14 protein-coding genes and 1 riboswitch are annotated in these 18,396 nt (G+C 52.9%); of the genes, 10 read left to right on the top strand and 4 right to left on the bottom strand.

The window, feature by feature from the left end; translation table 11 throughout:
• Window positions 1-849: 849 nt before the first annotated feature.
• From ACMHXI_RS20380 to metH, 3 genes are all read right to left on the bottom strand, one after another.
• Window positions 850-1,107, bottom strand: a complete 258-nt coding sequence (locus ACMHXI_RS20380) for a DUF2999 family protein (RefSeq protein ID WP_025011260.1) — start codon at window positions 1,105-1,107, stop codon at window positions 850-852.
• Between the two features lie 209 nt (window positions 1,108-1,316).
• Window positions 1,317-2,819 (bottom strand): hypothetical protein, encoded by a 1,503-nt coding sequence (locus ACMHXI_RS20375; RefSeq protein ID WP_413735962.1) that lies wholly within the window; start codon window positions 2,817-2,819, stop codon window positions 1,317-1,319.
• A gap of 222 nt (window positions 2,820-3,041) precedes the next feature.
• Complete coding sequence (gene metH / locus ACMHXI_RS20370) at window positions 3,042-6,761, bottom strand: methionine synthase (RefSeq protein ID WP_413735960.1); 3,720 nt, start codon at window positions 6,759-6,761, stop codon at window positions 3,042-3,044.
• Window positions 6,762-7,004: 243 nt separating this feature from the next.
• On the opposite strand from metH, the gene ACMHXI_RS20365 reads away from it, so the two are divergent.
• The 10 genes from ACMHXI_RS20365 to ACMHXI_RS20320 all read left to right on the top strand — a co-directional run bounded on the left by ACMHXI_RS20365 (window position 7,005) and on the right by ACMHXI_RS20320 (window position 17,213).
• On the top strand, window positions 7,005-7,748 hold the full coding sequence (locus ACMHXI_RS20365; RefSeq protein WP_345842269.1) for a histidine phosphatase family protein: 744 nt from the start codon (window positions 7,005-7,007) through the stop codon (window positions 7,746-7,748).
• Between the two features lie 95 nt (window positions 7,749-7,843).
• Window positions 7,844-7,981, top strand: a riboswitch (cobalamin riboswitch).
• Window positions 7,982-8,079: 98 nt separating this feature from the next.
• The gene (locus tag ACMHXI_RS20360) at window positions 8,080-8,988 is read left to right on the top strand and encodes an ABC transporter ATP-binding protein (protein ID WP_129978818.1); all 909 of its coding nucleotides are present in this window, start codon (window positions 8,080-8,082) and stop codon (window positions 8,986-8,988) included.
• Window positions 8,985-10,055: a FecCD family ABC transporter permease gene (locus tag ACMHXI_RS20355; RefSeq protein ID WP_243756819.1), complete on the top strand. Its 1,071-nt coding sequence runs from the start codon at window positions 8,985-8,987 to the stop codon at window positions 10,053-10,055. The genes ACMHXI_RS20360 and ACMHXI_RS20355 overlap by 4 nt, the downstream gene beginning before the upstream one ends.
• Window positions 10,056-10,072: 17 nt before the next feature.
• Entirely contained in the window at window positions 10,073-11,137 is a 1,065-nt protein-coding gene (gene cobT / locus ACMHXI_RS20350; RefSeq protein ID WP_345842268.1) for a nicotinate-nucleotide--dimethylbenzimidazole phosphoribosyltransferase, read from the top strand.
• A complete protein-coding gene (locus tag ACMHXI_RS20345) occupies window positions 11,137-11,913 on the top strand; it encodes an adenosylcobinamide-GDP ribazoletransferase (RefSeq protein ID WP_101052783.1) in 777 nt (258 codons plus the stop codon). The genes cobT and ACMHXI_RS20345 overlap by 1 nt, the downstream gene beginning before the upstream one ends.
• On the top strand, window positions 11,910-12,506 hold the full coding sequence (cobU, locus tag ACMHXI_RS20340) for a bifunctional adenosylcobinamide kinase/adenosylcobinamide-phosphate guanylyltransferase (RefSeq protein ID WP_413735957.1): 597 nt from the start codon (window positions 11,910-11,912) through the stop codon (window positions 12,504-12,506). Before ACMHXI_RS20345 ends, cobU begins: the two co-directional genes overlap by 4 nt.
• Before the next feature lie 74 nt (window positions 12,507-12,580).
• On the top strand, window positions 12,581-14,251 hold the full coding sequence (locus ACMHXI_RS20335; RefSeq protein ID WP_413735995.1) for a cobyric acid synthase: 1,671 nt from the start codon (window positions 12,581-12,583) through the stop codon (window positions 14,249-14,251).
• Entirely contained in the window at window positions 14,241-14,855 is a 615-nt protein-coding gene (gene cobO / locus ACMHXI_RS20330; RefSeq protein ID WP_025011252.1) for a cob(I)yrinic acid a,c-diamide adenosyltransferase, read from the top strand. Before ACMHXI_RS20335 ends, cobO begins: the two co-directional genes overlap by 11 nt.
• A gap of 894 nt (window positions 14,856-15,749) precedes the next feature.
• On the top strand, window positions 15,750-16,178 hold the full coding sequence (locus ACMHXI_RS20325; protein WP_208125513.1) for a GFA family protein: 429 nt from the start codon (window positions 15,750-15,752) through the stop codon (window positions 16,176-16,178).
• Window positions 16,179-16,598: 420 nt separating this feature from the next.
• Window positions 16,599-17,213 (top strand): imm11 family protein, encoded by a 615-nt coding sequence (locus tag ACMHXI_RS20320; protein ID WP_208192797.1) that lies wholly within the window; start codon window positions 16,599-16,601, stop codon window positions 17,211-17,213.
• A gap of 449 nt (window positions 17,214-17,662) precedes the next feature.
• Here the strand turns inward: ACMHXI_RS20320 and ACMHXI_RS20315 are convergent, their stop codons facing one another.
• Window positions 17,663-18,106, bottom strand: a complete 444-nt coding sequence (locus ACMHXI_RS20315) for a hypothetical protein (protein ID WP_208148849.1) — start codon at window positions 18,104-18,106, stop codon at window positions 17,663-17,665.
• Window positions 18,107-18,396: the final 290 nt, after the last annotated feature.

Below are 18,396 nucleotides of genomic sequence, written 5' to 3'. Positions count from 1 at the left end.
CCGACTCAATGGGAGGCACGGCAAATGATGTAGCGTTTTGTAGCGTTTTTGTTAAACACACACGGTTTGTCTCAATCTTGTGTTAGGTGAGGGCGATGGCGGAGAGACAAGAGGGAATAGATTGGCTTTCAACACACCTTTGGTTATCTTTTGCTCAGCGTGAGCTGTTTGCCATGCTGAATATCAGTTAATAACAGGGAGAGTGCTGATGAGCTGTAACTTTTGTGGTGGGCGTTTGAATAACGGAATGTTACGTAAGCAGGAGCCGGGAAGCGGTCGGAAGTTTAAGTCGTGTCCCAACTGTTCAACGACTCATGGTGAGGAACATATATTTCATCCCTATCCCACTGATTTTGGTAATACGCCGGCACGAGTGACAGCGGCCAATCCGGACGGGCATCAAAGTTATTGCAGAAATTGCCGGGCGCTTGATACGGGTATTGCTTCAGAGAACTATCAAAAATGGAAGGTGCGAACAAGTCCCATGTGTGCTCTGCGTCGGCTTACAGGCCTGGATGCAAGGCGTGGTTCGCAGCAAATGGCCCTAGTCCTTTGCAAGAAGCACAACACAGCAGACAGGTCTGTAAGCCACGCCCTTCGGGGCTTTCACAGCAACCGGCTCTCTGCGTTATCCGACTTCAACATGCCCCGGCATGCCTTCAGTCAGATGCCTTGAGCGCCAATTGCTGTGTAAGCCAGAGTGCCACGAGGACCTATTCGCACCTTCCTAAGCGTTGCAGCGAACTGAGCTGATGGCACAGCCAATTTGTCAGCCTAATACCTGATGAATGACAGAACATGACATCGGCCCTCAAAGCCAAATGAGTCAGGCCTTGAGGGCGCACAAGATTAAACAGACTTGTTCATTTGGGCTTTGGCGGCTTCAACCTTGGAGAAATCCAGTCCCAGTTCTTCCACGGCTTCTTTGATCAGTGCCGGGTTCTGCATCACTTGCATCATCAACCCCTGCAGCTTTTCCGGCGGTAATCCCAACTGCCCCAGAGTACCCATGGCCATCAGGGGATTTTCGGTCAGGCTCTGGAACAGACTGTTTATTTGTTCATCGCTGATATTGTGCTCTTTCAGCAGGGCAATAATAGGATTCATAAGCTCCTCATTGGTTTGAAACATTCAATTTGCGCTGATTTTAACAGAAGAAACAGACCCGAATAGGTATTTCCTTACTAGTGAAAGAAAATGAAGCAGGATATCGATTACATCAGCCCTAGTCATAGTGGCAATTGGTGGCTAACCAATTGCCTATATTGCAAATATTAAGCAGTTCCACTCGATAGCCGACGAGTACCTTTGGCAGCTTATAACGCCTCAGCTAATCGAATCAGATTGTCATTGTCTATGTTCATCGACAGAGAGGTTATTGCCGCCCGACTCTGCTCCGTGTCACCAAGCTTGATGAGCAGTGATTGGACTATGCTGGCACGTGCGGTTAACTGATCAACGGTCAGGTTCGGATAAGTGCTATTGGCTATCAATAATGCGTGGATTGTCAATGTCTGGCTTTCCAGCTTGTCTGCATCGCGGATAGTTTGTCGATTATTGGCGTAATCGCTATAAAAATCAGTGACCTCGTAGAGGGCAGACTCCACTTTTTCTGAGGCAGGGCGTTCAGTTCCGTAATCGACTGAAGTCAGTGCACCATTGGCGTCGAATACGGCCGTAAAAGAGTTACTTTCTCCAACATGGTTTTGGTAGGGCAAAATGCCTACGTGGCCGAATTCAGGCGCATTAATAAAACCGCTGAATACCATCGTCAGGTTGTTTTGTTTCTTAGCAGTGTCTTGTCGCACTAATAGTAGTTTACGGGTTCCGAACGTTGTGTAATACAACCCCGGATAATCCTCTTCTGCTTTTAAGGTGCTCTCTTTCGCTAATCCGACATCAGTCAGTTTTTCAAGTGATAGTCCAAATAGGTATCTATTGGCCATAGTTATCGCCACGTCATTTCTTAACTCGGTATCCTGGGATATTACCCAAGGCAAAAAATCATCACTAACAAGAGGCAATAGATAAGGCTGATTTTGGGGGATTGATGCTGTATCTATGGTGTATTCGCGTTGCACTGAGATTTCTTTCTGGAATGTATCGAATTCAAGAGTCGCCATGGATACGGCTTTCTGTGCGCTGAGTACCGCAGCTTCTTCTGCAGAGGTATTCCCTTTTTTTGCGGCCAGGAGCTTCTGCTTTTTCTTCAGCTCTCCTTGTTTATTTGTCACTGTAGCTTTCAGGTTATCGATAACCACGGATACCAAGGGTTGATGCAAAAGTTTTGGAATACAAGCTGCTTTGGGAGGCGTAACGCCTTGCCCCTGATTTTTTTTATCGCTTGGAGGGAGAGAAGCTGAACCAATCGATATAGGAATTCCCTGTGAAATGGCGGCAATGTTGGCTACGGTTTTTATCGCCGCCATGCCCAACTCTATGGATTTGTCGTCAGCATGGGTGGAAAAGGATTTAAGCAAACCATTGGGATGCATCACCACGTTCATGCCCCAGGCTTTGGAAAAAGCATGTAACTCTGAAGGGTTAATCACGAATACTTTGGTTAGATCAGGATGCCCTGTTTGTTTGACTGTTGCGGTAGTGTTGAAATCAAACTCCAGGGTATCATTGACCACACGACAAAAGACCAATTTATGAGTTAGCGTTACTGTTTGCGATGAAGCCGGCAAATGGTAAACCAAACCTTGCTTGGCCGATGTTGCACCGGGATCGTCATTGCTTTTAATGACCGTTGTGGTGAGTGTACTGGTACATCCAGATAGGCAAAGCAAGGCTGCGGCCAAATGCACTGTTCGCATAGTGAATTCCTTTTCAATGAAGTGATGGAGACAACCTCATTAAAAGTAATCCCAGTTTCAGGTTCTTGCAAAAAGCACCAGCTTACGGGCGAAGATGAGATACAGTAAGTGTTTGATGAGTATGGCTGTTATCAAAAATGTGGAACGGTCTTGAATTCAGGGACCCTCACCCGAAAAGGCGAGAGCCCCTGAACAGCTCAGTTGTTCGCTTAAGAGCCTCTTTTACTCAGGATCATAATCCAACACCGGGGCCAGCCATTTTTCGGCTTCGGCCACTGTCATCCCTTTGCGGTGGGCGTAGTCTTCTACCTGATCTCGGCCTATGTTGCTTACCCCAAAATAGCGTGATTGCGGGTGCGCAAAGTACCAGCCGCTGACCGCCGCCGTGGGGTACATGGCAAAGCTCTCGGTGATCTTAAGGTCGATACACTCGTCTGGCTTAAGAAGCTGCCAAAGCAGGCCTTTTTCCGTGTGGTCCGGGCAGGCAGGGTAGCCGGGAGCCGGGCGTATGCCCTTGTACTTTTCACGAATAAGCGCCTCGTTATCCAGGTTTTCTTCGCTGGCATAACCCCAGAATTCCTTACGCACCCGCTCGTGCATCCGCTCGGCGAAGGCTTCGGCCAGGCGGTCGGCCAGACACTTGAGCATGATGGCGCTGTAGTCATCGTGGGCCGCCTCGAAACGGGCAATATGGGCATCGATGCCATGGCCGGCGGTGACCGCAAATCCCCCCATATAGTCGGCCACGCCGCTCTCTTTGGGAGCAACAAAGTCAGAGAGACAGAAGTTGTGGTTGCCCACCCGCTCCAGCTGCATCCGTAGATGATGGGTGGTCAACAACACTTGGCTGCGAGAGTCATCTGTGTAGATCTCGATATCATCGAAGTTGACGCTGTTGGCGGGAAAGAGGCCGATAACGCCCTTGGCGGTGAGCCACTTCTCTTGGATGATTTGCTCCAGCATCGCCTTGCCGTCGGCATAGACTTTACGGGCCTCAGTACCGACGACTTCGTCATCCAGTATTTGCGGGAAATGACCGTGCAACTCCCAGGCGCGGAAAAACGGCGTCCAGTCGATGCGATCGAGCAAGTCCTCCAGCGGATAGTCGTCAAACACCTGGATCCCCGGGGTGTTGGGCTTCACTGCTTGGTAGTTGGCCCAGTCGTGGCTGCAGCGGTTATCCCGTGCGACCTGCAAGGGCACTATCTGCTTGCGCTTGGTCTGCGACAGGCGCTTTTGGCGCATCAGTTCATATTCGCGATAGGTTTCGTCTATGGTGGCCTGGCGGGTTTCATTGTTGATGAGCTTGCTGACCATGGGCACGGCGCGCGAGGCATCGGCAATATAGATGGCGCCATGGGGATAATGAGGCGCTATCTTCACTGCGGTATGGATCTTGGAGCAGGTGGCACCACCGATAATCGCCGGCAGGGTCAGACCTTCGCGCTCGAAGGTTTTAACGTTGTGCACCATCTCATCCAGGCTCGGGGTAATGAGCCCGGACATGCCTATGATGTCGACCTTCTCGGCCTTGGCGACTTCGATGATTTTCTCCACCGGCACCATGACACCGAGATCTATCACTTCGTAGCCGTTACAGGCCAGCACCACCCCGACTATGTTCTTGCCTATGTCATGAACATCGCCCTTGACCGTGACCATCAGCACCTTACCGTTGCTCTGGCCTTCAACTTTTTCGGCTTCGATATAGGGGTTGAGATAGGCGACCGCTTTTTTCATCACCCGGGCGGACTTGACCACTTGCGGCAGAAACATCTTACCGGCGCCAAAGAGATCGCCCACCACGTTCATGCCGTCCATCAGCGGGCCTTCAATCACATCCAGCGGCCGCTTGGCCTGCAGGCGCGCTTCTTCGGTGTCGGCGTCTATGTATTCGGTGATCCCTTTCACCAGCGCGTGTTCCAGGCGTTTGTTGACCGGCAACTTGCGCCATTCGAGATCTTCTTTCTTGCCTGCGCCGCCCGGGCCACCGCGATACTTCTCGGCGACTTCGAGCAACTGCTCTGTGTTACTGGAGTCGGCAACCGGGCAGGGCAGGTTGAGCACCACGGCCTCTACCTTCTGCTTAAGCTCAGGGTCGATATCGTCATAGATGGCCAACTGACCGGCGTTGACTATGCCCATATCCATCCCCGCCTTGATGGCGTGATAGAGGAACACGGCATGAATGGCTTCCCGCACCGGGTTGTTGCCGCGGAAGGAGAAAGAAACGTTGGACACCCCGCCGGAAATCATCGCATGGGGCAGGTTGGCCTTGATATCTTCAATGGCGCCGACAAAGTCCACCGCATAGTTATCGTGCTCCTCTATGCCGGTGGCGATGGCGAAGATATTGGGGTCGAAGATAATATCTTCCGGCGGGAAGCCCACCTTATCCAGCAGCACCCGGTAGGCGCGGGTACAGATTTCGGTTTTGCGCTCCCGGGTGTCGGCCTGGCCTTGTTCATCGAAGGCCATGATGATGGCGGCGGCGCCGTAGCGCTTCACCAGTTTGGCCTGTTCAATAAACTTGGCCTCGCCCTCTTTGAGGGAGATGGAGTTGACTATTCCCTTGCCCTGAATGCACTTGAGCCCGGCCTCAATCACCTCCCACTTGGAGGAGTCGATCATCACAGGCACCTTGCTGATATCAGGCTCTGAGGCGATAAGGTTGAGGAATTTCTGCATCATCTCGACCCCGTCGAGCATGCCCTCATCCATGTTGATATCTATGATCTGGGCGCCGTTTTCCACCTGGTCACGGGCCACCTCCAGCGCGGTTTCGTACTGGCCTTCTTTGATTAACTTGAGAAACCTGGCCGAGCCGGTGACATTGGTGCGTTCGCCCACATTCACAAACAGGCTGCTTGCATCTATGGTCAGGGGTTCCAGTCCGGAGAGGCGACATGCCACCGGCAGCTCAGGCAGCGGCCTTGGTGCATGAAGGCTAACGGCTTCAGAAATCGCCTTGATATGCGCAGGCGTGGTGCCGCAGCAGCCGCCGACAATATTGAGCAGCCCCTCTTCGGCCCAGGGGCCTATCACGCTTGCCATCTCCGCCGGAGTCTCGTCATAGCCGCCGAATTCATTGGGCAGACCGGCATTGGGGTGCGCCGAGACAAAGCACTCGCTGATACGGGAAAGCTCCTCGACATATGGCCGCAGTTCTTTCGGGCCCAGGGCGCAGTTGAGGCCTATGCTCAGCGGCTTTATATGTCTGAGAGAATGGTAAAAGGCCTCTGTGGTTTGCCCTGTCAGGGTGCGGCCCGAGGCATCGGTAATGGTGCCGGAAATCATCACCGGCAACCTTTGGTCCAGTTTCTCGAACACATTTTCGATGGCAAACAGCGCCGCCTTGGCATTGAGGGTATCGAAGATGGTTTCCACCAGAATGATGTCGGCGCCACCGGCGATCAGCGCCTCGGTGGATTCGCTGTAGGCCAACACAAGATCGTCGAAATGTATGTTGCGAAAGCCGGGGTCATTCACATCCGGGCTGATGGAACAGGTGCGGTTGGTGGGGCCTAGCACCCCGGCCACATAGCGGGGAATACCGCTGGCGGCGGCCACTTCATCGGCCACTTCTCGGGCGATTCTGGCGCCTTGGTAATTGATCTCCGCCGCCAGGCTCTGCATCTCATAGTCGGCCATGGCAATGGTGGTGGCGTTGAAGGTGTTGGTTTCTATGATGTCGGCACCGGCCAGCAGGTATTCCCTGTGAATGGTCTTGATGATCTCGCTCTGGGTCAGTATCAGCAGATCATTGTTGCCTTTGACATCGCAATGCCAATCTTTGAAGCGCTCGCCGCGGTAATCGGCTTCTTCCAGCTTGTAGTCCTGGATCATGGTGCCCATGGCGCCATCTAAAATCAGGATCCGCTCTTTGAGGGTCTGTTTGAGCTTGCGCTCTGTCTGGCTTGGGGAGTGCTGGGAAGTCGCCATAGGGTTACCTTTCATACCTGTCTTATTGCTGTTTTACATTCGCGGCGCTTGGCATCCGCGACATCATCTCTGCCGACCTGACGCCCGGGGCACTATCTGGCATGATAGCCAAAGGCGTGTGTGGGCGCGGAAAAAGTTATTTTGGACATTTATACGTATAGACGTCCATAATATACGGATTCCGGCGGCCTGCGGCAAGGTTAAATTGGCCCGGTAACCACCGGACTCTGACGGGAGAAGTGTGTGGCTGAACATAGGCAACTGAATATCTATCTGCTGCGGCACGGCGAATGTGAAGGCGGCGAGATTATCCGCGGCCGCAGTGATGTGGCCCTGAGCGATGAGGGCAAAGCGCAGATGTGGCGCAGCTGGCGGGCTATCAGTAGTGCGCTGGAGCAGTTGCCGAGCCAGCCCGAACGCCTGACGCTGCTGAGTTCTCCGGCCCTGCGTTGCCAGGCTTTTGCCACCGAGCTCAAGGCCGATATGCCTGACTATTTCCCGGCGCCGCTGCAGCAGCATGACTGGCTCTGGGAGCTGGACTTCGGTGACTGGGACGGCATGAAGGTGGCGAGTGTCTATCAGCAGCATAGCGAGGCGGCCGAAGCCTTCTGGCGTGACCCTGTGGCCAATACTCCGCCGGGCGGGGAATCGCTGCCAGCCTTTCGTAGCCGGGTGTTGGATGGCTGGCAGACTATGGTGCAGCGCTGGCTTGCGAGAGAGGTTAGTTCTTCCGAAGGCTCTGTTTCAGGAGATTCTGCTTCTTCAGCAAGCGCCGATGCAGCGCTGATCCTGACTCACAGCGGGGTTATCCGGCTGCTGTTGTCCGAGATTTTGCTGCCGGGGCAAATGCCGCCTGCGGCAGTGTTCAACGCCTTGGAGCTACCTTATGCGGCCTGGGTCAGAATAACCCTCTATGCCAGCCGTGATGCCAGCGGTGAAAGTGACCAAGAATGGCAGTGTTTCAGCAAGCTCCACTGGCCGCAATAGTGCGGAGCAAGCATCCGGTGGTGATTGTGCTGCGCTATTGCGCCAGGCAATTGTGCCGAGCGATAAAACCGGGATAATAACCCCAAATGGCCGCCAAGTGCGGCAGCAGCCAGGGTGTTGGCACCTTTGCAGGTGAACCAACCCAGGGAACCGGGAAAGCCCGGACTGTGCCCGCAACTGTGAGTCGCCGTTGGCGACGAGTCAGGAGACCTGCCCAGGCTGATAAACCAAACCAGAAACCCGGGCGGGTAAACCGGGGGAGCGAATAGATGATTCTTCCACTGCAGCCTGAGCCTTCTGCCGGTCACAGGCTCAATGTCGGGGGGCGGTTATGAGCCTGGCACTCAAGGTGCAACAGCTTAGCTGGCTTCCCGGTGGTCACAGCGTATTGGCCGATGTGGGTTTTGAGCTGCCAAGTGGCAAGATGCTCGGGCTCATAGGCCCCAATGGTGCCGGTAAGTCGAGCCTGCTGCGCTGCCTCTATCGTTATATCCGCCCGGACAGCGGTCAGATCCAGCTGTTTGGGCAGGATATCAATAGTTTGTCAGCCAAAGCTTTCGCCAAAGAGGTGGCCGTGGTGCTGCAGGATACCCCGGCCCAACTGGCACTGGATCTGACTCAATTAGTGGCCATGGGACTGACTCCCCACAAGGGGTTGTTTGATATGCCATCGGCGGCCGACAAGGCCCAGGTGCAGGCGGCATTGGCGCAGGTCGGGTTGCAGCACAAGGCCGCTGAGCCTTTCGCGCAGCTTTCCGGCGGAGAGAAGCAAAGGGCCTTGATTGCCCGCGCCATAGTGCAGCGCCCCAAGCTTTTGATCCTGGACGAGCCCACCAATCATCTGGATATCCGCTATCAGATCCAGATCCTCGAGCTGGTGCGCAGTCTGGGAGTCACGGTGATCGCCTCGATTCACGATCTCAATCTGGCCTCGGCCCTGTGTGACGAACTCTTGCTGCTGGATAACGGCCGCCGTATTGCCCACGGCTCGCCCCAGAGCGTATTGACCGAAGACAGAATTGCCGGTGTCTTCGGTGTCTGCTGCCAGGTGGGGACGCATCCGCAGTTAGGAAGGCCGCTGATCCACTACTTTTACGGCTATCAGTCGCCAGAGCCTGGTCACGGCAAGGCTCACGGCGCTGCGATAGTCGAGCCAATGGCAGGGCCTGCCTCGGCCGAAACCTGTGTTGCCCACAAGGAAACTGACCGGCGCCCAGGCTCGGTGGGAGGTGGCGCATGACTACTTCCATGGTCGCACCGGGGCGCTCGCTTATCGGCTGGTTTCTCAAGCCCTTGCCCAGACTTTACTGGTGCTGGCTGCTGTTGCTGCTCGGCACTGTGTTGACACCCTTGGCCGCCGCCGGTTTTGGCGCCGCAGATATCAGTCTCTTCGATGTGGCAAGAGTGATTGGCAAACACCTGCTGGGCGTGGGTGAGCCGTCCGCTATCAGCGAGCGTATCGTCTGGGATCTGCGCCTGCCGCGTATCTTGCTGGCCTTTATCGCCGGCAGCGGTCTGGCATTGTCGGGTTATGTATTGCAGGCGGTGACCCGCAACCCGCTGGCCGATCCTTACCTGTTCGGTATCAGCTCGGGCGCCAGCTTCGGCGCGGTGGTCTCGGTCGCCCTAGCGACCGGCCTTGGCCTGAGTTCGGCCATCTCCGGGATATCGCTGCCGCTGGGAGCCTTTATCGGTGCCAGTTTGGCCGTGCTCATGGTACTGCTGCTCGCGGGCAGGAATATCGGCAACCAGATAGAGAGAATGTTGCTCTCCGGGGTCGCCATCTCCTTTATGTTCAGCGCCCTCACCAGCTTGATCTTGTATTTTTCCACCCCGCAGGCCACCACCTCCTTGCTGTTTTGGAGCCTGGGCAGTTTTGCCCGTGCCAGTTGGGATGGGCTTGGACTGCCCACTCTGGTGGTGCTGGCGGCCTTGCTGGTGATCCTGGCCTTCAAGCGCCAGGTACTGGCGATGCTTGCCGGTGATGAAACCGCCCACACTCTGGGAATCAGGGTGCAAAGGCTCAGGGTTTCCATGCTGCTGTTATGCTCGCTTATTACCGCCACTTTGGTGGCCCACTGCGGCGGAATTGGTTTTGTGGGGCTGATGGTGCCTCATATTGTCAGGTTGTTGCTGCCGGGGCAGCACCCCATGGTGCTGACGGCACTGGCGGGCGGCCTGTTTATGGTTTGGGTCGATGTGCTGGCTCGCAGCATACTGCCCACCCAAGAGCTGCCGGTGGGGGTGATCACCTCGGCCATCGGCAGTCTGTTTTTCCTGATAGTGCTGCGTAAACGCGGCCAATAACGATAAGAGAGGGAAGGATGTACCAGGTTGCAGCAATCAATCACGCGCTGGATGACGCGATTCAGGCCCGCATAGACAACAAGACCAAACCCCTGGGCGCTTTGGGTGAGTTGGAGGCTTTGGCGCTGCAATTGGGGCGCATTCAGCTCGGTTCCGCCACTGATGAGTTGGTCATCCGCCGCCCCGTGATGCTGGTGTTTGCCGCCGACCATGGTATTGCCGCGGCCGGGGTGTCGATTGCTCCCAGCGAGGTGACCACCCAAATGGTGCTCAACTTTGTTGCCGGCGGCGCTGCCATCAATGTGTTTTGTCGCCAGACCGGCTTCGAGCTGGAGGTGATTGACTGCGGCATTCTCAGCCGCTTGGGGATCCCCGAGGTTACAGAGCAGCGTCTGGGCGCCGGTACCGGGCCTATCCACAAACGCGCCGCCATGACTCTGGGCGCTGTGCATCAAGGGTTTGCCATGGCGCGCACCTTGGTAAAACGCCATATCGATGCCGGCAGCAACCTGCTGGCGCTGGGGGAGATGGGAATAGGCAACACCTCTTCTGCCGCCGCCGTGATGGCTGCCCTGACCGGTCTGCCTGTGAGTGAATGTGTTGGCCGCGGCACCGGCATAGATGCCGCGACGCTTAAGCGCAAATGCCTGCTGATAGAGCAGGCACTGCTGCTGCACCACTGCGAGCTGACCGAGCCGCTCAGTATCCTCGCCTGCCTCGGAGGCTTTGAAATAGTGCAGATGACAGGAGCCATGTTGGCGGCGGCCGAATTTGGCGTGCCCGTGCTGGTGGACGGTTTTATCGCGTCGACAGCGGCGCTGGCGGCTGTGCGTTTGGCGCCGGGGGTGAGGGATTATCTTATTTTTGCCCATGAGTCTGAAGAGCGCGGCCACAAGTTGCTGCTCGAGGCCATGTCCGCCAAGCCTTTGCTGCGGCTTGGGCTCAGGTTGGGCGAAGGCTCGGGCGCGGCGCTGGCGCTGCCTTTGGTGCAGGCGGCGGCCAACTTCTACAACCAGATGGCCAGCTTTGGTGAAGCCGGGGTCGACAAGGTGGTAGAGCCTGCCACCCAAGAGGTGCTCTGATGGGATTCTGGCTCGGGCAGCTGCGGCTATTTTTGATCGCAATAGGTTTTTTCACCCGTATTCCTGTGCCCAGCGCCCTGACGGTGGACAGCGACAGCCTCAACAAGGCCAGCCGCTACTTTGGCCTAGTGGGCGTGGTGGTGGGCTTGATCTCCGCCTTGGTGTTGTTGCTGGCCGCCGGGATATTGCCAAGCTCTATCGCCATAGTGCTGGCGATGATTAGCAGTGTGCTGGTTACCGGCGGTTTTCATGAAGATGGCCTGGCCGATACCGCCGATGGTTTCGGCGGCGGTTGGCGGGTAGAAGACAAACTGAAAATCATGAAAGATAGCCGCCTTGGCAGCTATGGCGCCTTGGCATTGGTGTTGGTGTTGCTGCTCAAGTACCAGTTACTGCTGGAGTTGGCACTTTACGACATCAACCAGGCGGCGCTGGCCCTGGTATTGGCGCACTGTGTCAGCCGGGTGACGGCGGCCAGCATTATCTTCAGCGAAACCTATGTTCGCGACGAGGGCAAGAGCAAACCTCTGGCGCAGCAGCAGGGGCTCAATGAGTTGGGTATTTTGCTGCTGACTGGAATTGTGCTGACGGCAGTGCTGTCCACCACGCTGCTGTTCTGGCTACTGCCGACCATGTTGTTACTGCGTTGGGCCCTGGTGTTTTGGTTCCGGCGCCAGATTGGCGGTTACACCGGCGATACCCTGGGAGCGGCGCAGCAGGTGAGTGAGCTGGCGGTTTATATGCTGTTGCTGGCATTGGGGGGCAGCCCTGCATGATCCATCTAATTCTGGGCGGTGCCCGCAGCGGCAAGAGTGGTTACGCCGAGCGGCAACTGGCCGACTTGTGCCCGGCCAATGTCCGCCCCTGGTATCTGGCAACGGCCGAGTCCGCCGATGAGGAGATGGCCCGGCGTATCGCCCACCATCAAACTGCGCGCCAAGGCGGCAGCCTCGAATGGCTGTTGGCCGAGGTGCCGCTCGATTTGGCCAAGGCGCTTGTGCAGCGCTCAGGCTCTGGAGCGCCGGTATTGGTAGACTGCCTGACGCTTTGGCTCAGTAATCAGCTCTGCTTTGGTGCCGATATGGCTAGCGAACGCGCGGCCTTGCTGCAGGCGGTAGCCGAGTTTGACGGCGATCTGCTGCTGGTGAGCAACGAAGTCGGCTCCGGCATAGTGCCGCTTGGGGAGCTGAGTCGGCGTTTTGTCGATGAGGCCGGTTGGCTCAATCAGGCGCTGGCTGCCAAGGCTGACAGAGTCACTCTGGTGGTCGCCGGTTTACCGCTGGCGTTAAAGCCTGTGAACTCTGATAGCAGTGGCTCCCTGGGCTTGAGCGCTTCGGGTACAAGCCCGGATCAGCGGGGCAAGGCATGAGTAACCCAGTACCCCATAATGGCGCAGAACTTAAAGCTGAATTTTCGGCTCTGGCCCGGCTTGGTCGCAGCCTTATGGTGCAGGGCACCACTTCGGATGCCGGTAAGAGCACCTTGGTAGCCGGACTCTGCCGGGTGTTTCATCGTCATGGTCAGCGAGTGTCGCCATTCAAGCCGCAAAATATGGCACTCAACAGCGCCGTCACCCGGGATGGCGGTGAAATTGGCCGGGCCCAGGCGCTGCAGGCGGTGGCCGCCGGTCTTGAGCCGAGAATCGACTTCAACCCGGTATTGCTTAAACCCAGCTCGGATACCAAGGCGCAGGTGATTATTCAGGGCAAGGCGCTGACCAGCCTGGAAGCGGCCGCCTTTTTCGGCCCCGAGAGTCGTGACTATAAAGCCGCTGCCATGCAGGCGGTGTTGGCATCCTGGCACAGGTTGCAGCAGGAGTTTGACTGGCTGCTGGTAGAAGGCGCCGGTAGCCCGGCAGAAATCAACTTGCGCCAGGGCGATATTGCCAATATGGGCTTTGCCGAAGCGGTGGACTGCCCGGTGATCCTCATCGCCGATATCGACAAGGGCGGGGTATTTGCCCACCTGGTCGGTACCTTGGCCCTGCTGTCCGAGAGTGAGCAGGCGCGGGTAAAAGGCTTTGTGATCAATCGTTTCCGCGGTGATATCTCATTGCTGCAGTCCGGGCTGGATTGGCTCGAGGCTCACACCGGCAAGTCGGTATTGGGCGTATTGCCTTACCTCGATGCCCTGCATCTGGACGCCGAAGATGCACTGGTGCAGCCCACTGCTCAGTCTCAGGGGGGGACTACCGAGCAGCCGACAACAGCTCAATCAGCACGAGCTCAATCTGAAACAACTCAATCTGAAACAACTCAATCTGAAAGAACTGGGACGCGACTGCGAGTCGGCGTCTTGGTGTACCCCAGGATCAGCAACCATACCGACTTTGACCCGCTGCGGCTGCATCCGGATATCGAGTTTTGTTATATAGGGCCGATCCATCAGGGCGAACTTCCAGGGCTGGATCTCCTGCTGTTGCCCGGCAGCAAGAATGTGCGCGCCGACCTGGCTTTTATCCGCCAACAGGGCTGGGATAAGGGCATAGCTCGCCATCTGCGCTATGGCGGCAAGCTTATCGGTATCTGCGGCGGCTTTCAGATGCTGGGGCAGAGCATTGCCGACCCCTTGGGACTGGAAGACTTGCCCGGTACCAGCCAAGGGTTGGGATATCTGCCGCTCACTACCGAGCTGCAAGTCGAAAAACAGCTGCTCAATGTCAGCGGTACCCTGAGGCTTGGGCAATCATCGGCATCAGTCTTCGGTTATGAGATCCACTGCGGAGTGTCGCGGATCCCGGACAGGTGCACCCAGCCACTGTTGCTTAATGAGCGAGGCAGTGACGCCAACTGTGTCAGCGCCACTGAGCCCGCAAAAATCACTAAACCTGCAAAAACCACAGCACCTACACAATTCCCAGCACTCCGCAGCGAAGGCCTGCTGTCGGAGGATAATCAAATTCTCGGCAGTTATTTGCATGGCCTGTTTGACAGCCAAGAAGCCTGTGAACTACTGCTCGCCTGGGCCGGGATGACGGCGCCACAGCGCCATGCCGTGGATATCAATCAGCAGCGACAACAACAGCTGGATCGTTTGGCCGATGTGCTGGAGCAACATCTGGATTTCAATAAAATAATCAACATATTCAAAGAGGAAGGCCCGGGTGACCGATAATAATCAAACCGATATCAAGGCAGAGCGTCATAAACAGCGGCAGCAGAAAGTAAAAGCGGCGGTGGATGCCAAAATCGCGGCCGCCACCGAAGAGAAGGGCATACTCCTGGTCGTGACAGGTAACGGCAAGGGTAAATCCACCTCCGGCTTTGGTACTCTGGCCCGCGCGGTCGGTCATGGCAAGCAGGGCGCCGTGGTGCAGTTTATCAAGGGCACCTGGGAGTGCGGTGAGCGCAAGCTACTGGAAGGCGCCGGGGTCAAGTTCGAAGTCATGGGCACAGGCTTTACCTGGGACACCCAGGACAAAGCCAAGGATATCGCCGCCGCCGAAAAGGCCTGGGCGGCCGCCGAAAAATGGCTTCAGGATGCCAGCATAGACATACTCCTGCTCGATGAACTCACCTATATGGTCAGCTACCACTATCTGGATCTGCAGCGAGTGATAGATGCGTTGCAAAATCGCCCACCCATGCAGCATGTGATCATCACCGGCCGTAACTGCCACAGGCAACTGATTGAATTAGCAGATACTGTCAGTGAGGTGAATAGCGTGAAGCATGCGTTTGAGGCGGGGGTTAAAGCTCAGCCTGGTTTCGACTACTGATATTTCTTCTATTTCTTCCTGTTTGCGACCGTGGCGTTATTGTCTGCGTCGGCTCCCCCAATCACATACTCATTGTATGCTCATGGGCTGAGCCTCCTTGACGGCTTAGCCACAGCCGCAAACCGTTTGAAATAGGTGCATTGGTTTAGGGATTGAAGTATGTCAGCCCTCGACCAGACTGCAATGCTTTACTTTTTGTTTGCGACAGTGGCGTTATTGTCTGCATCGGCTCACCTAATCACATACTCATTGTATGCTCATGGGCTGAGCCTCCTTGACGGCTTAGCCACAGCCGCAAACAGTTTGAAATGGGTGCATTGGTTTTAGGGGCTGAAGTGACCCCGCGGCTTGTATCGCTCTTTTTTATTGGCGGTTATCTTTGGTGCTACTGGATGAGTGATTTCACTCAGGCACAGATTGAAGAACTGGCCAAAAGGTAGCAAATTTATCGCTTGCCTAATGTTGTTAATCTCTGACAAGATGCTGATACAGAAAGATAAAATTTAGGTTGAGGGAAGAGGCAGAACACTTAATCCCCCTACGGTAGCCACGCTGCTTGTCTATTAGAGTTTTGACAAAATGCCTGGCAATTTGAAGATAAATTTGCGCATTATTTCTGTAATATCACAGAAAATAGATTTAAATTCAAAAAGATATAAAACACTGTTGGTAGATAATAGATTTGGAAACCGTGAATGCGCGTTTAGCTGCAAAGGATATTAGGACTGAAACCTGTTTAACCAATCAATACAAATGCATAGCGAGATGTACTGTTGTAATTAGATGGTGTTTCAGCCACCGAAAAAAACATAACAAAATCAAGGCTACAGGACACCAGCGAAGCTTGCGCCTCTGTTTGGGGGTATGCGTACTAATTAACAAGGAATAATTCAATTGAAAGGAAACTGTTTGTGCGGAGAGATCTCGTTTGAGTTATCAGGTGAATTACCACTTATCTATCAATGTCATTGTTCGTTGTGTCGCAAAGTGTCGGGTTCTTCATCAAATTCAGCTTTGATAGTCAAGGCATCAAATTTTAAGTGGTGCACTGGCGAACATCAGATTCGGTCATTTTCTACTAGCTCAGGCTTTAAATCTGAGTTTTGTTGCCAATGTGGTAGTCCGGTACCTAATATCAGCTCAAACGGTGATTCATATTGGGTACCTGCTGGTTTGCTTTCCGAGCCTGTTGATACAAAAGTTTCTGCTCATGTCTATGTCGGCTCTCACGCAAGTTGGGATGTGGGTTTCATGAATGACGGTATACCACAATTTGATACGATGCCAACTGAACAAGATTGGTTAAAGATATGCGAAAAATAAAGAAAACAATAGATACACCCAACACTAACTGAGTGAGAAATCTAGTTTCCTGGATTACAGAAACACAGATGTTTCCACAGGGAGAAAGCTATCTTTCAAGCCATAGCCATTTGAGGGCCATTCGACTATTGAAGTTAGTGCAAGGAACCAATTTCAGGCATTATTGAAATCGAACAAAGTTCGACTTGGTTGATGGGTTGGGCAGCGAGACAATGTCTGGCAATTCGCAGTTTCTTGCCGGCGTCGTCGTTGCAGGTGAGTACAGTAGTCCGTAGGTGACTCCAATTCGCCAACCAGCCTTTGAATAAACAGCTGGATTCCGTATGAGTCACCATAAATGTCCTCGACACAGGTTTTAATACTGTATAAGAGCAAAGATTGTGTTTGTGTAGGATGAAATAACTTTTAGTCAGGTAGAAAATGAGTCAGTACGAAGATCAATACTTTATAATGAAACGCGTAGTTTTTCGCGATAAATATCTATCTTTGCGAGCGACGTTAGATACTGGAAGAAGAAATCATACATATGCAAAGTTAGATTATGGTGATGGCCCTGTATTTTTTGAAAATGGGTATAAAGGAGAGGTTCCTTTTAATCTTAATAACGCTCAAATGGACAGTATATACCCAGTGGTATCTGTGGATATTGCTTCAGTAGTGAACCAATACGAAATAAATGGCTTTCAGTTGTTTCCTGCTGTCATTATAGGTGATGATGGGACGTGGTACGAGGACTTTTATTTCTTCAATTTTTACTCCACCTTGGATTGTGTTGACTTTGAAAGTAGTAATGTAGATGAGTATGAACCCAATGCTAAATACAATGAGGTTATAAAATACAAACTGCTCGAGAATATTTTGAATGATATACCAGAAGAAAATCGCCTAATTATCAAGTTGGCTCGAGTGGAGGGTGGTGCAATTATCGTTCATGGAAAAATAGTAAAAGCGCTAGCCAAATTCAATATTGAAGCATTTCAGTTTTTCAAACTCAGTGAATACATTCTTGGAATGGAGTTTAATAGAGTGAATTAGTTTCTAGATGACATTAAATCAAGGTGGACGAGTTTTTGAAATAGCTGTGCATTAGGTTGTTAGTGCAACAGTTATTTCAGCAATAGCTCGTAGTTCGATACTAAGTATACTTTTTACGCCTCGGGCTAGATATTTTCTGGGGATTAACTAACCTCAGGTATTGTACAAGAAATAGGTTTGTTTTGTGGTAGCTCTGAACGCTCAAACTGGACTGAGTTCCCTTCCAGTGTTCTACTTATTTGGGAAAGTTATTTAGTTTACCTTTCTTGAAAGGTTAATTATATCCCCCTAAGCCACTTTTCTCATTTTGATGTCGAGTAGGTACATAGATTTTTTTAAGAAAATTAGTGGAGTACCAATCGCGGGTATTGCTAACTCTTTTGAAAAGACGTTTAGGTAAATATCGTCAATAAAGTTTAGATAACTCTTTATATCAGCTACCTTTTCTACTAACTCATTGAGAACCTTATATCTACTATCTGAGCTTGATCAACATGAGACAAGCTGAATGTTAGTTTGTATTGTTCTGATAAGTTATATTGAACCCAGCCATTTTTAACTGAACCAGGTAGCTTTCTCGGACCAACCGACTTTTCTGGCTCCCCAAATACTGATTTTATCGAAGTCAAACTCATTTTTTCAGTCAATGGTATATCTTTTGTTGAAAGCATGCTCAATAGCGCTTCATCAAGAGGGTATTCCACGATGAAAAACTTGAGACGTTTATCTTGATCGAAAATCATATTTATCTTGTCGTCGTAACATACTAAGTCAAATCGATCATCAAGCGTTGGCTCAAACTTAAGCGTATTTTCTCCAACTAGATATGTAAAGTAACTATCTTTTACAAGTTCTTCGTAACGACTATTTAGCCATTTGATTACGCTATTCATAAATTTCAGAGTCTTAATTTATTTCGTGCTGTTCATTAACAAATTTTATTTCTTTATGAGAGTGACATGTTATTTAAGGCTGGTAATGATGTCTATGTTTTTTGAGCAGTTTTTTCAAATGTTTTGAGTCGGCTAAGCTTTGTGCTGGCTGATTTCGACCACCATAAGTTCTAGAGCAATCTTTTGTGATCGGCTCTAAATAGCTTATATGGACACCTCTCCGATGCAAGCACCGGCAGGTCTCTTTCTGACAAAGTAGCCACACACATATATCCGGCTTCGTGAGCCCT

This window comes from Shewanella sp. BJSY2023SW005, assembly GCF_047314585.1.
GTDB classification, from domain to species: Bacteria; Pseudomonadota; Gammaproteobacteria; order Enterobacterales; family Shewanellaceae; genus Shewanella; species Shewanella algae.
The sequence above is the reverse complement of the archived record's forward strand: the minus strand, read 5'-3'. Positions and strand labels throughout refer to the sequence as shown.

Excerpts from the sequence above, each read along its gene's own strand:
- ACMHXI_RS20355 (WP_243756819.1), top strand. The coding sequence starts at position 8,985 with ATGACTACTTCCATGGTCGCACCGGGGCGCTCGCTTATCGGCTGGTTT.
- ACMHXI_RS20375 (WP_413735962.1), bottom strand. The coding sequence starts at position 2,819 with ATGCGAACAGTGCATTTGGCCGCAGCCTTGCTTTGCCTATCTGGATGT.
- cobU (WP_413735957.1), top strand. The coding sequence starts at position 11,910 with ATGATCCATCTAATTCTGGGCGGTGCCCGCAGCGGCAAGAGTGGTTAC.
- ACMHXI_RS20315 (WP_208148849.1), bottom strand. The coding sequence starts at position 18,106 with ATGAATAGCGTAATCAAATGGCTAAATAGTCGTTACGAAGAACTTGTA.
- ACMHXI_RS20335 (WP_413735995.1), top strand. The coding sequence starts at position 12,581 with ATGGTGCAGGGCACCACTTCGGATGCCGGTAAGAGCACCTTGGTAGCC.
- metH (WP_413735960.1), bottom strand. The coding sequence starts at position 6,761 with ATGGCGACTTCCCAGCACTCCCCAAGCCAGACAGAGCGCAAGCTCAAA.
- cobT (WP_345842268.1), top strand. The coding sequence starts at position 10,073 with ATGTACCAGGTTGCAGCAATCAATCACGCGCTGGATGACGCGATTCAG.
- ACMHXI_RS20320 (WP_208192797.1), top strand. The coding sequence starts at position 16,599 with ATGAGTCAGTACGAAGATCAATACTTTATAATGAAACGCGTAGTTTTT.
- ACMHXI_RS20345 (WP_101052783.1), top strand. The coding sequence starts at position 11,137 with ATGGGATTCTGGCTCGGGCAGCTGCGGCTATTTTTGATCGCAATAGGT.
- ACMHXI_RS20360 (WP_129978818.1), top strand. The coding sequence starts at position 8,080 with ATGAGCCTGGCACTCAAGGTGCAACAGCTTAGCTGGCTTCCCGGTGGT.
- ACMHXI_RS20380 (WP_025011260.1), bottom strand. The coding sequence starts at position 1,107 with ATGAATCCTATTATTGCCCTGCTGAAAGAGCACAATATCAGCGATGAA.